At 63.6% G+C, this 13,213-nt stretch carries 10 protein-coding genes; 2 read left to right on the forward strand and 8 right to left on the reverse strand.

The window, feature by feature from the left end; genetic code table 11:
• Window positions 1-232 precede the first annotated feature (232 nt).
• Window positions 233-394 carry a hypothetical protein gene (locus tag NCR34_RS00245; RefSeq protein WP_175938639.1) on the forward strand — a complete coding sequence of 54 codons (162 nt, stop codon included), beginning with the start codon at window positions 233-235 and terminating at the stop codon, window positions 392-394.
• Between the two features lie 25 nt (window positions 395-419).
• Here the strand turns inward: NCR34_RS00245 and NCR34_RS00250 are convergent, their stop codons facing one another.
• A complete protein-coding gene (locus NCR34_RS00250; RefSeq protein WP_250498838.1) occupies window positions 420-2,663 on the reverse strand; it encodes a primosomal protein N' in 2,244 nt (747 codons plus the stop codon).
• A gap of 448 nt (window positions 2,664-3,111) precedes the next feature.
• Complete coding sequence (gene hemE, locus NCR34_RS00255) at window positions 3,112-4,209, reverse strand: uroporphyrinogen decarboxylase (protein WP_350029416.1); 1,098 nt, start codon at window positions 4,207-4,209, stop codon at window positions 3,112-3,114.
• A 189-nt stretch (window positions 4,210-4,398) separates the two neighbouring features.
• Between hemE and NCR34_RS00260 the strand changes: the two genes are divergently transcribed.
• Window positions 4,399-5,220 (forward strand): transporter substrate-binding domain-containing protein, encoded by an 822-nt coding sequence (locus NCR34_RS00260; RefSeq protein ID WP_175938645.1) that lies wholly within the window; start codon window positions 4,399-4,401, stop codon window positions 5,218-5,220.
• 4 nt (window positions 5,221-5,224) lie between these two features.
• Here the strand turns inward: NCR34_RS00260 and NCR34_RS00265 are convergent, their stop codons facing one another.
• The 6 genes from NCR34_RS00265 to atpA form a co-directional block, all read right to left on the reverse strand.
• Window positions 5,225-6,172, reverse strand: coding sequence for an alpha/beta hydrolase (locus tag NCR34_RS00265; RefSeq protein ID WP_250498842.1), 948 nt, complete (start codon window positions 6,170-6,172; stop codon window positions 5,225-5,227).
• Between the two features lie 621 nt (window positions 6,173-6,793).
• The gene (locus NCR34_RS00270; protein ID WP_250498843.1) at window positions 6,794-8,524 is read right to left on the reverse strand and encodes an AMP-binding protein; all 1,731 of its coding nucleotides are present in this window, start codon (window positions 8,522-8,524) and stop codon (window positions 6,794-6,796) included.
• Between the two features lie 238 nt (window positions 8,525-8,762).
• On the reverse strand, window positions 8,763-9,188 hold the full coding sequence (locus tag NCR34_RS00275) for a F0F1 ATP synthase subunit epsilon (RefSeq protein WP_175938650.1): 426 nt from the start codon (window positions 9,186-9,188) through the stop codon (window positions 8,763-8,765).
• Window positions 9,189-9,263: 75 nt separating this feature from the next.
• Window positions 9,264-10,658, reverse strand: a complete 1,395-nt coding sequence (atpD, locus tag NCR34_RS00280; protein ID WP_175938653.1) for a F0F1 ATP synthase subunit beta — start codon at window positions 10,656-10,658, stop codon at window positions 9,264-9,266.
• A gap of 44 nt (window positions 10,659-10,702) precedes the next feature.
• The gene (gene atpG / locus NCR34_RS00285; RefSeq protein ID WP_250498845.1) at window positions 10,703-11,587 is read right to left on the reverse strand and encodes a F0F1 ATP synthase subunit gamma; all 885 of its coding nucleotides are present in this window, start codon (window positions 11,585-11,587) and stop codon (window positions 10,703-10,705) included.
• Window positions 11,588-11,657: 70 nt separating this feature from the next.
• The gene (atpA, locus tag NCR34_RS00290; protein ID WP_250498847.1) at window positions 11,658-13,199 is read right to left on the reverse strand and encodes a F0F1 ATP synthase subunit alpha; all 1,542 of its coding nucleotides are present in this window, start codon (window positions 13,197-13,199) and stop codon (window positions 11,658-11,660) included.
• Window positions 13,200-13,213 lie beyond the last annotated feature (14 nt).

The following is a 13,213-nucleotide window of genomic DNA, read 5'->3' on the forward strand; positions in this document are numbered from 1 at the left end:
GCTGATATAAAAGGTGCAACCAGCATTTTCGAGACGGTTGCACCGCGTCGAAACCCTTGTGGGGCGGGCTTCTCCGTGGTTTTTTGGATGCTTGTCCGGTGGCGGAAATCGCCTAGTAGTTTCCCTAACCCACTCTTTTTTGGGACACCCCCTAAGTAAATGCGTCCCCGCTGCCGATATAAAGCGATGCGCGCCGTCCGGCGCTACAAAAGCAGCTACGGGGAACGACAACATGAGCACGTGGATGGTGGTGGTCGGGGTTTGGGCGATGTTCGCGCTTTGCATGGTGCTGTTCGTGCGCGGAGCGTCGTCGCGTACGCATCATGTCGACGATACGCGCGACGAGGCGACGCCGGTTCGCGGCGGCGCGGAGGCATCGCGCGCGAAAGTCTGACGAGCGGCGGGCGGCCCGCCGCGTTTTACACGTCGAGCGGGTCGACTTCCACGTTCCAGCGCAGCACGCCTTTGAGCGAGCGCAGCACCGGCTGCCACGCTCGCAGCGCCGTTTGCAACGCGGCGCGCGAGCCGCTCTCCAGCAGCAGTTGCGCGCGGTGCACGTTGAAGACCTTGACGATGGTGAGCGGCACGGGATCATAGACGGTCACGCGGTCCGCGCCGGGCAACGGCGCGAACGCGGCGGCGGCGTCTTCGAGAAACGCGATCGCGGCTTCGAGCGTGCGGCCTTCGGCGCGCAGCATCGCCTGATAGACGAAGGGCGGCAGGCGCGCGTCGCGTCGCTCGGCGAGCGTGGCGTTCGCGAATCCGACGTAGTCTTGTCGCGACAAAGCGAGGTAAAGCGCGTGGCGCGGATAGCGCGTCTGGATTAGCACTTCGCCCGGCAGCCCGGCGCGGCCCGCGCGGCCGCTGACCTGCGTCAGTTGCGCGAAGAGCCGCTCGCTCGCGCGGAAGTCGTGCGAGAAGAGCGCCGTGTCCGCGTTCAGCACGCCGACGAGCGTGACGCGCCGGAAATCGTGTCCTTTCGCGATCATCTGCGTGCCGACGAGAATATCGACCTCGCCCGCGTGGACGTCCGAAAACAGCGCCTGCGCGCTGCCTTTGCGCCGCGTGCTGTCGGCGTCGATGCGCAGCACCCGCGCGCCCGGCACCACGCTCGCGAGCGTTTCCTCGACGCGCTGCGTGCCACGGCCCATCGGCGCGATATCGATATTGCCGCAATCCGGGCACGACTTCGGAATGCGCGATTCCCAGCCGCAGTGGTGGCAGCGCAGCGCGCGCTCCGGCTTATGCAGCACCGCATAGGCGCTGCAACGCGGGCAGCCCGCGACCCAGCCGCAGGCGTCGCACGAGAGGATCGGCGCGTAGCCGCGTCGGTTCAGAAAGACGAGGCTCTGCTCGCCGCGCTCCAGCCGCGATTTCAGCGCCGCGATGAGCGGCCCCGACAGCCCTTCGACTGACGCCCGGCCGCGCCGGTGTTCTTCCTCGAGATCGATGAGTCGCACGGTCGGCAGCGCGGCGTCCGTCACCGCGCGGCGCGTCAACGTGAGTCGCGTGTAGCGGCCCTGCTCGGCCTGCCACCAGGTTTCGAGCGAGGGCGTCGCGGACCCGAGCACCACCGGAATTTCCAGTTGCTTCGCGCGATACACCGCCAGATCGCGCGCCGAGTAGCGCAAGCCTTCCTGCTGCTTGTAGGCGGGATCGTGTTCCTCGTCGACGACGATCATCGCGAGGCCCGGCATCGACGCGAGAATGGCGAGCCGCGTGCCGAGCACGATTCGCGCGCTGCCGGTGTGAGCCGCGAGCCAGTTGCGCGCGCGCTCGCCTTCAGCGAGACCGCTGTGCATGGTGACGATGGAATCCGGCGCGAGCGCGGCGAATCGCTGGCGAAAAGCCGCTTCGAACTGCGGCGTGAGATTGATTTCCGGGACGAGGACGAGCGCCTGCGCATCGGGCCGCGCCGCGAGCAACGCGGCGAGCGCGTGGAGATAGACCTCGGTCTTGCCGCTACCCGTGACGCCGTGCAGCAGGAAAGGCGCGAAGCCCTGCGCGCCCGCGATGGCATCGACAGCTTCGCGTTGTTCGTCGGTGAGTTGCGGGAGCGACGCCCCGCCGGTTGGAGAAGACGGCGCGTCGAGCCGTGTGGCTTCGCCTTGCGCGGCGCGTTCGATCCAGCCGCGCGCGAGCCAGTCGTCGAAAGTGGCGGACGCCTTCGGATGCATCGCGCGAGCGTCGGATAGGGTCAACAAGTCATGTTCCGCGAGCGCCGCCGCGAGACGGCGCAGCGCGTGAGCACGCGCGGGCAGCGCGTCCGGGAGCGCATCGCGGCCGGCGGGGAGCAGCCGGAAACGCTCCTCGACCGCGAGCAGCCGATCCCAGCGCGACGCGTCGCGCAAGGCTTGCGGAAGCGCCGGCAGCGCCACTTCGCCCAGTCCGCGCTGGTAATATTCCGCCGCGAAATGCGCGAGCGCGATCCACTGCGCGGAAAGCGGCGGGCACTCGCGGCACATGCGCGTCACGTCGCGCAGTTTGTTGGGCGGCACGTCGGTGGCGGACGTCACTTCGCAGATCAGCCCGACGACGTCGCGCCGTCCGAACGGTACCTCGACGAGTGCGCCGACGGCCGGTTCGCCGGCCAGCGCGTACCGGTAGTCGAACAGCACGGGCATGGGCTGATCGACGGCAACACGCACGAAGACGTCCGTCATCGCGCCAAGCGCCCGCGAGGCCCGGCGCTTTTGGCGCGCCACGGCAGCACAAGACTCACGCGGACGAACTTAAAGTGAAACGTCAAAGTCGGCGGGAAGTGTGCGGTTTTTTCTGGTTTTCCACCGCTTTCCACAGCCCTGTGGATAACTTTGTTGAGAAGTTCCGCGCGGCCCGCCGCAAAGAATGTCACGGATCGCTTGCGTGCGTTTGCCCACATATCGGACAATACTCTTATAAGTTGTTTGAAATCAGCGACTTAAGCGAAGAATAGCGAGCTTTTATGGGCTATGCGCGTCGATACGTCTGATGGCGCGACGCAACGAACAAAATGTGCATAAGTCCATCTTGACATCGCGAGAGACCGCGAACGGCGGGCGATTCCGATTGCACCGCCGCGCACGTCGGCTGAGCCGCGTGTCGACGTTCGCTGCACTGCAGCATGAGCGATTATCGAGCGACCCCGCGCGCCCGCATCTCGCGACTGTACCGATGCACTTCGTCGACCAGTTCGGCGACGTGCTCCGGCGGCGTGAACTGCGAAATGCCGTGCCCCAGATTGAACACGTGGCCCGGAAAATTCCCGAAGCTGTCCAGGACGCCGCGCGCTTCGGCGCGAATCGCTCCCGGTGGCGCGAAAAGCACGGCTGGATCGATATTGCCTTGCAGCGCGACGCGACCGCCGACGCGCTCACGCGCCGCGCCCAGGTTCACCGTCCAGTCGAGGCCGACCGCATCCACGCCCGTGGCGGCGATCTCGTCGAGCCACAGCCCGCCGCCCTTCGTGAACGTGATGACCGGAACGCGCGCCCCGTCGTGTTCGCGCTTCAGACCCGCGACGACCTTTGGAATGTAGTCGAGCGAAAAGCGTTGATACGCGCCATCGGCAAGCGCTCCGCCCCACGTATCGAAGATCATGACCGCCTGCGCGCCCGCCTCGATCTGCGCGTTCAGATACGCGGTCACGGCTTGCGCATTGATGTCGAGAATGCGGTGCATGAGGTCGGGCCGCGCGTAAGCCATCGCCTTCACGGTCCGGTGATCGTCCGAGCCGCCGCCTTCGACCATGTAGCACGCGAGCGTCCACGGGCTGCCGGAAAAACCGATGAGCGGCACCTTCTGGCGGCCTTGCGCGTCGGTGAGCGCGCGGCGGATCTGGCTCACGGCGTCGGTCACATAGCGCAGCGTCGCGTCCATGTCCGGCACAGAGAGACGCTTCACGTCGTCTTCCGTACGCACCGTGCGTTCGAAACGCGGACCCTCGCCCTGCACGAAATTCAGGCCGAGGCCCATCGCGTCAGGGACGGTGAGGATGTCGGAGAAGAGAATCGCGGCGTCGAGCGGATAGCGTTCGAGCGGTTGCAGCGTGACTTCGGTGGCGAAATCCGGATTCTTCGCGAGGCCGAGGAAACTGCCGGCGCGCGCGCGCGTGGCGTTGTATTCGGGCAGATAACGGCCGGCCTGACGCATCAGCCAGATCGGCGTGTATTCGGTCGGCTGGCGCAGCAGCGCACGCAAGAAGGTGTCGTTGAGAAGTGTGTGTGCCACGTCGCTCGGTGCCGAAGCCTGAAGAATCATCCATTCTACCGGACCGGCTGCCCGTTTTCGCAGCAGCGCGGCGGCAAATCGGCGCGCGTCGCAGGCTTTTCGAGATGATTTGCAGACGCACGGACGCTCGTTATCATCGATGGCCGCCGGCGTCGTCGCGGCCCAATACAACTAGAACCAGGAGATTCGATGAAACGCATGTCCTTCAGTCTTGCCGCCTGCGCGCTGACTTGGCCGCTTCTCGCATCGAGCGTCGCGCACGCCCAGACCGTTCAAGGCGGCAGCGTCGTGCAGGCCGCGCCCGCGTACGCCTCCCGGCTCGACGAAGTGCTCGCGCGCCACACGCTGCGCGTCTGCACGACCGGCGACTACAAGCCGTATTCGTTCTTGCGGCCGGACGGTCAGTTCGAAGGCATCGACATCGATCTCGCGGACAGTCTCGCGAAGTCGCTCGGCGCGAAAGCCGATTACGTCAAAACGTCGTGGTCGAATCTGATGAACGACTTCGTCGCGAAGTGCGATATTGCGGTCGGCGGCGTGTCGACGACACTGGAGCGGCAGAAGCGCGCGTTCTTCACCGCGCCGTACATGGAAGACGGCAAGACGCCGATCGTGCGTTGCGGCGACGTCGACAAGTATCAGACCGTCGCGCAAATCGACCAGCCGAACGTGCGCACGATCGTCAATCCGGGCGGCACCAACGAGCGGTTCGCGAAGCAATACTTCTCGCACTCGCAGCTGATCGAGTATCCGGACAACGTGACGATCTTCAAGCAGATACTCGACGGCCGCGCCGACGTCATGGTCACGGACGCATCCGAGACGCTGCTTCAGCAGAAGCTAAATCCCGGCCTGTGCTCGGTGCATCCGGACAAGCCGTTCCAGTTCGGCGAGAAAGCGTATCTGCTGCCGCGCGGGGACGTCGCGTGGCAGCAGTATGTGGATCAGTGGCTGCACCTCGCGCGCTCGACCGGCGAGTTTCAGACTGTCGTCGACAAGTGGTTGAAGTAACGAGTCAGCGATCCGCGCGCAGCAGTTCGCCCGCGCGCTCGCCGATTTGCCGCAACCAGTCGCGCGCCGCGCCGGACTGCGCATGCAGGCGGCCGAAGCCATGCGTCATGTTCGTCGCGTCGATCAGCTCGACGCGGCCGCCGTTGGCTTCGAGGAAGCGCTGAAGCTCGTAGGCGTCGTCGTAGAGCGGATCGTAGGCGGCCGCGACGATCAAGGCGCGCGCCGGCGTCCGCTCGTACGGCTCGGCAAGCGGGAACGCGCGCACGTCGTGCTCGTCGGGCGCGGCGCCGGACAGAAACTGCGTCCAGTACCAGCGCATTTCGTCGTTGGTGAGACCGGGCCCGTTCGCATTGGCGAGACAGCTCGGGCTCTCGAACTGGCGTCGCATCACCGGATACAGCAGCAGTTGCACGTTGACGAGGCCCGCCACGCGCTGGTTCGCGCCGCGCGCCGCGACGACCGCCAGATGCGCGCCCGCGCTGTCGCCGCCGACGCCCAGCCTGTCCGTCGCGAAGCCAAGCCGCGAGCGATGTTCCGCCAGCCACAGAAGCGCGTCCAATGCGTCGTCGCACGGAGCCGGAAACGGATGCTCCGGCGCGAGCCGGTAATCGACGCTCGCGACGGCACACTGCGCATCGAGCGCGAGCCGCGCGACGAGCCCGTCGTGCGTCTCGATGTCGCCCACTACCCAGCCGCCGCCGTGAAAGTAGACGAGCAACGGCAGCGGTCCGCTTGCCGCCTCCGGCCGATAAATGCGCGCGGCAATCGTGCGGCTTTGTAAAGAAACGTCAATGTCCTCGACGGCGATCGCGTCGTCGCGGTCGCCTGAATAGGCCTGCGCGACCGCCTTGAAGCGCTGGCGCACGGCGGATGCATCCGCGTCGGGGCCGAGCGGCGGGAAGGCTTCCGCGACGCGGCTGTAATACTGAAGAAGGTCTGAATCGATCGTCATGCACGTCTCCAATTGGTGTTTTGCGTAGTGGCGGCGCGTTGAAAACACACCAAAAAATCGTTTTCATGCGTCCACCCGTGCTATTTTTCTGAAGAATAGCGAAATTGGCCGCCGCCGTTTAAACTGCATTTTGCACTGGCCTCGGGGCAAATGAGTAAATGGCCCGATTAACTCGCAATAAATGGCCAGACATTAGGGGTTTCGCGGGAGAATGTTTAGCCCGACGATTATGCACGTTGGGTTACAACCTGAAACACTTTGTTACGGCCCTCGTCAATCAATTCGCCCACAATCTGTTCAAACGGTTTCAACACGGGTGGTCTCGATTGCGCTGCGCAAACCGCAACGCAAATCGCAAGCCGGCATGGTCCGGCCCTCCGAATAGGGGACATCCGTGTTGGGATCGTTCTTCGGTTTGAAGCAGAACCGAAGCTCCCACAGTTGGTCTCCTCGCGCTAACCCCGTAGCGTGTGGTTTTTAGCGGGCTCCAGGCCCGCTTTTTTTTCGCCTGGACAAACGTTTGCGCGCTTGCGCTTCGGGCGTTTGTCGTATCGTTTGCCCATGACAGAAGGGAGCGCGCTGCGCTCCCTTTGTCGTTTGCCGGCCGTCTGGACACCTCGATCAGGCGGTTTTCGCTTCGATCAGCTTCAGTTCGTCGATCATCTGCGCGCGCATCACGAACTTCTGCACCTTGCCGGTAACCGTCATCGGCAACTCGTCGACGAAACGGATATAGCGCGGAATCTTGTAGTGCGCGATCTGCCCTTCGCAAAAAGCGCGGATTTCCTGCTCCGTCGCCTGCTCACCCGGACGCACCACGATCCATGCGCAGACTTCCTCGCCGTATTTCGCGTCGGGCACGCCGAAAACCTGAACCGACTGGATCTTGGGATGACGGAACAGAAATTCTTCGATTTCGCGCGGATAAATGTTCTCGCCGCCGCGTATCAGCATGTCCTTTAGCCGCCCGACGATATTGCAGTAGCCCTCGGGGTCGAGCGTCGCGAGATCGCCAGTGTGCATCCAGCCATCGACAATCGCCTCGCGCGTCTTGGCTTCGTCGCCCCAATAGCCTTTCATCACCGAATAACCGCGCGTGCAAAGTTCGCCCGTTTCCCCGACCGGCACGATTTGCCCGAGCGCATCGACGATCTTCACCTCCAGATGCGGCTGAATGCGGCCGACGGTGGCTGTGCGCTTGTCGAGCGGGTCCGTGGTCGAGCTCTGGAACGAAACGGGGCTCGTCTCCGTCATGCCGTAGGCGATGGTGATCTCGCTCAGGTGCATCTTCGACACGACGCGCTTCATCGTTTCGATCGGGCACGGCGAGCCCGCCATGATGCCCGTGCGCAGGCGGCTCAGGTCGTACTTCGCGAAGTCGGGGTGATCCAGTTCCGCGATGAACATCGTCGGCACGCCGTGCAGCGCGGTGCAGCCCTCTTCGTGGACGGCGGCGAGCGTCGCAGCGGGATCGAACGCTTCGCCGGGAAAGACCATCGCCGCGCCCGTCGATACGCACGCGAGCACCGCCAGCACCATGCCGAAGCAGTGATACAGCGGCACGGGAATGCAGAGCGAATCGGCCTCGGTCAGGCGCATGGCCATCGCGATATAGCGCGCGTTGTTGACGATGTTCCGATGCGTGAGCGTCGCGCCCTTCGGATTGCCGGTGGTGCCGCTCGTGAACTGGATGTTGATCGCGTCGCGGGCGTCGAGTTTCGCTTCGAGCGCGTCGAGGCGCGCAGTGTCGAGCGCGGCGCGGCCCCGGCGCATGACGTCGTCGAAATTCAGCATGCCGGGCGTGGTGCCGTCGCCCATGCGAATCACTGTGCGCAGCGCAGGCAGCTTGGCCGCGTGCAAGTCGTTGAGCTCGGCGTCGGACAACTCGGGCGCGAGTGCCTGAAGCATGTCGAGGTATTTCGACGTCTTGAAGTGCTCGGCCGCGATGATGGCCGTGCAGCCGACCTTCTGCAGCGCGTATTCTAGCTCGGCCAGCCGATACGCCGGGTTGATGTTCACCAGCACGGCGCCGATGCGCGCGGTAGCAAACTGCGTCAGCAGCCATTCAGCGCGGTTCGGCGACCAGATGCCGACGCGATCGCCCGCTTTGAGGCCGAGCTGCAACAGCGCGGTCGCGAGCGCGTCGACCTCATTGGCGAACTCACGCCACGTCCAGCGGATGTTTTTTTCGCGGAACACGACGGCCGGTCGGTCTGGAAAGCGCGCGACCGTTTCCAGAAGAAAGCGCGAGACGGTGGCATCACTGAGCGGGATATCGGTCGCGCCGCGGACATAGGAGAGGCCGTCGCGCGGTTCGATCTGCGCGCCGGCGTGCGTCGGTTCGTGTGCCATCGATGGACTCCGCCCGGATGAAGGCTAACTGGAAGGCCATTGTGCATGGCGACGCCGCCCGAGGGCATTCAGTGTTACCCGCAATGCTTGCCGGTCAGATCGGTCGCGGCTTCGCGGAATCAATGCGTTAGGCGCATAGGGAAACGTCGCGCATCCGACATGCACATTTGCCGAGGCATGCACGCATAAAAAAAGCAGCCCGGAGGCTGCTTTCTTGACCCGCGAATGTGCGTCTCGCTCAGTGCTTCGCGTGCGCCTTGCGCAGACGCTGAATCGCTGCGAGCTGCGCCGCGGCGTACGCCAGTTCGGCTTGCGCCGTAGCATACTCGAGTTCGGATGCGTTGTTCTGCATCGCTTCCTCGGCGCGCTTCTTCGCTTGCTCGGCTTTCGCTTCGTCCAGATCGGCGCCGCGGATGGCGGTGTCGGCCAGTACGGTAACGATGCCCGGCTGAATCTCCAGAATGCCGCCCGCGACGAACACGAACTCTTCCGAACCGTCTTCCGCCTCGATGCGGACCGCACCCGGACGAATGCGCGTGATGAGCGGCGTGTGCCCCGGCAGAATGCCGAGCTCACCGGACTCGCCCGGCAGCGCGACGAACTTCGCCTGGCCCGAGAAGATCTGCTCTTCCGCGCTGACGACGTCTACTTTGATGGTTGCCATGTTGTCCAACTCCTGGGTTGAGCGTAGTTCGAGGACGCCGGCGCGAGCCGGCGTCCGCTTCGATACACCCGACCTTTACTGGATCTTCTTGGCCTTTTCGAAGGCTTCGTCGATCGTGCCAACCATGTAGAACGCCTGTTCCGGCAGGTGATCGCATTCGCCTTCCACGATCATCTTGAAGCCGCGAATGGTTTCCTTCAGCGGCACGTACTTGCCCGGCGAACCCGTGAACACTTCAGCGACGTGGAACGGCTGCGACAGGAAACGCTGGATCTTGCGAGCGCGCGCGACCGACAGCTTGTCTTCCGGCGACAGTTCGTCCATGCCCAGAATCGCGATAATGTCGCGCAGTTCCTTGTAGCGCTGCAGCGTTTGCTGCACGCCCCGCGTGATCGAGTAATGCTCTTCGCCGATCACGTTCGGGTCGATCTGACGCGAGGTCGAATCGAGCGGGTCCACGGCCGGATAGATACCGAGCGAAGCGATGTCACGCGACAACACGACGGTTGCGTCCAGGTGGCCGAAGGTCGTAGCCGGCGACGGGTCGGTCAAGTCGTCCGCAGGGACGTACACGGCCTGAACCGACGTGATCGAGCCGGTCTTGGTCGACGTGATGCGCTCTTGCAGCTTGCCCATTTCTTCAGCCAGCGTCGGCTGATAGCCCACTGCCGACGGCATACGGCCGAGCAGTGCCGACACTTCCGTGCCTGCAAGCGTGAAACGGTAGATGTTGTCCACGAAGAACAGCACGTCGAGACCTTCGTCACGGAAGTGCTCGGCCATCGTCAGGCCGGTCAGCGCGACGCGCAGACGGTTGCCCGGCGGCTCGTTCATCTGGCCGTACACCAGCGCGACCTTGTCCAGAACGTTCGAGTCCTTCATTTCGTGATAGAAGTCGTTCCCTTCACGGGTACGCTCGCCAACGCCCGCGAACACGGAGTAACCGCCGTGTTCCTTTGCGATGTTGTTGATGAGTTCCATCATGTTCACGGTCTTGCCCACGCCTGCACCGCCGAACAGACCCACCTTGCCGCCCTTCGCGAACGGGCAGATCAGGTCGATAACCTTGATGCCGGTTTCGAGCAGTTCGGTCGACGGCGACAGCTCGTCGAACGAAGGCGCTTGCTGGTGAATCGAACGCAGGTTCGTCGATTCGATCGGGCCCGCTTCGTCGATCGGACGGCCGAGCACGTCCATGATCCGGCCGAGCGTGGGCTTGCCGACCGGCACGCTGATCGGCTTGCCGGTGTTCTTGACCATCGTGCCGCGGCGCAGGCCGTCGGATGCACCCAGACAGATGGTGCGGACCACGCCGTCGCCCAGCTGCTGCTGGACTTCGAGCGTCAGTTCCGTGCCTTCCAGAATGAGCGCGTCGTAAATCTTCGGCATTTCCGCACGCGGAAATTCCACGTCGATAACGGCGCCGATGCACTGTACGATCTTGCCTTCTACCAAAGCAGTAGTACTCATCGCATTTCCTTTAGATACTGTGTTCTTTCACGCGGTCAGCAAACTCAGACCGCCGCGGCGCCGCCGACGATTTCCGACAATTCTTTCGTAATCGCTGCCTGACGGCTCTTGTTGTAGACGAGCTGCAGTTCGTTGATCACGCTCTTCGCGTTGTCCGACGCCGCCTTCATCGCGACCATGCGCGCGGATTGTTCCGACGCCATGTTCTCCGCGACCGCCTGATAGACGAGCGCCTCGACGTAGCGCACGAGCAGGTCGTCCACCACGGTTTGCGCGTCCGGCTCGTAGATGTAATCCCACGACGTCTTCGGCGTCTCGGCTTCGCTTTCCTGCTTATGGAGATCGTCGATCGACAGCGGCAGAAGTTGCTCGATCACCGGCTCCTGCTTCATCGTGTTGACGAAGCGCGTGTACGCCAGGTACACCGCGTTGACCTTGCCTTCCGAATACAGGTCGAGCTGCACCTTGATCGCGCCGATCAGCTTTTCCAGATGCGGCGTGTCGCCCAGTTGCGTGACTTGCGACACAACGCGGGCGCGCAGCCGGTTCAGAAAGCCGAGTCCCTTGCCGCCGATGGCCGAAGCCTCGATGGTCACGCCGCTCTGATCCAGTTCCTTGATGCGGTTCAGCGACGCACGCAGGATGTTCGTGTTCATGCCGCCGCACAGACCCTTGTCGGTCGTGACGAGGATCAGGCCAGCCGCTTTCGCGCCGTCGTTCTTCACCATGAACGGGTGACGATACTCGGGATTCGCGGCGCTCATGTGCGCTGCGATTGCGCGGACTCGGTCAGCGTACGGACGGGCGGAACGCATGCGCTCCTGGGCGCGGCGCATCTTGGATGCGGCGACCATTTCCATCGCTTTCGTGATCTTGCGCGTGTTCTGCACGCTCTTGATCTTGCCGCGAATTTCCTTCATTCCAGCCATTGCTTACTCCTTGATCGAAGCCGCGCGGCGTCCATCCGATGATGCGCCGCGCGTTGCTCCTCAGTGCCGATCAATAAGCGCCCGACTTCTTGAAGTCCTTCAGCGCGGCATGCAGCGCGCCTTCGTCGTCCTTCGACAAGTCTTTGTTGTCTTCGATGCGCTTAATCAGATCGGCATGGCTCGTCTTCAGGTATTCGCGCAGGCCCTTTTCGAACGGCAGCACTCGCGCAACTTCCAGATCGTCGAGATAGCCGTTGTTGGCCGCGAACAGCGCCACCGACAGTTCCCACACTTGCAGCGGCTGATACTGCGGCTGCTTCAGCAGTTCCGTCACGCGGCGGCCGCGCTCCAGCTGCTTGCGGGTCGCTTCGTCGAGGTCCGACGCGAACTGCGCGAACGCGGCCAGTTCACGATACTGCGCGAGGTCGGTACGGATACCGCCCGACAGCTTCTTGACGACCTTGGTCTGAGCCGCGCCACCGACGCGCGACACCGACACGCCCGCGTTGATCGCAGGGCGGATACCGGCGTTGAACAGGTCGGTTTCCAGGAAGATCTGGCCGTCGGTAATCGAGATCACGTTCGTCGGAACGAACGCGGTCACGTCGCCGGCTTGCGTTTCGATGACCGGCAGCGCCGTCAGCGAACCGCTCTTGCCCTTCACTTCGCCGTTCGTGAACTTCTCGACGTACTCTTCCGAGACGCGAGCCGCGCGCTCGAGCAGACGCGAGTGCAGATAGAACACGTCACCCGGATAGGCTTCACGACCCGGCGGACGACGCAGCAGCAGCGAGATCTGACGATACGCCCATGCTTGCTTGGTCAAGTCGTCATAGACGATCAGCGCGTCTTCGCCGCGATCGCGGAAGTATTCGCCCATCGTGCAACCGGCGTAGGGCGCGAGGTACTGCATCGCTGCCGATTCCGAAGCCGAAGCCGCGACGACGATGGTGTAAGCCATTGCGCCGGTTTCTTCGAGCTTGCGCACCACGTTCATGATCGACGAAGCCTTCTGGCCGATCGCGACGTAGATACAGATGAGGTTCTTGCCTTTCTGGTTGATGATCGCGTCGACAGCCACGGCGCTCTTGCCGCACTGACGGTCGCCGATGATCAGCTCGCGCTGGCCGCGGCCGATCGGCACCATCGCGTCGATCGACTTCAGACCCGTCTGCACCGGCTGCGACACCGACTTACGCCAGATCACGCCCGGCGCGATCTTTTCGATAGCGTCGGTCATCTTGGCGTTGATCGGGCCCTTGCCGTCGATCGGGTTGCCGAGCGCATCGACCACGCGGCCGATCAGTTCCGGGCCGACCGGCACTTCGAGAATGCGGCCCGTCGTCTTGACGATGTCGCCTTCCGTGATGTGCTCGTACTCGCCCAGAATAACGGCGCCGACGGAGTCGCGTTCGAGGTTCAGTGCAAGACCGATGGTGTTGCCCGGAAACTCGAGCATTTCGCCCTGCATCACATCCGACAGGCCGTGGATACGCACGATACCGTCGGTCACGGAGATCACGGTGCCCTGGTTGCGAACGTCCGCGCTCGCTTCAAGGCCCTGGATCCGGCTCTTGATCAGCTCGCTGATCTCAGAGGGATTGAGTTGCATTATTCGCTCCTGAT

The sequence above is a fragment of the Caballeronia sp. GAWG1-5s-s genome (assembly GCF_023631445.1).
In the GTDB taxonomy this organism is placed as follows: domain Bacteria; phylum Pseudomonadota; class Gammaproteobacteria; order Burkholderiales; family Burkholderiaceae; genus Caballeronia.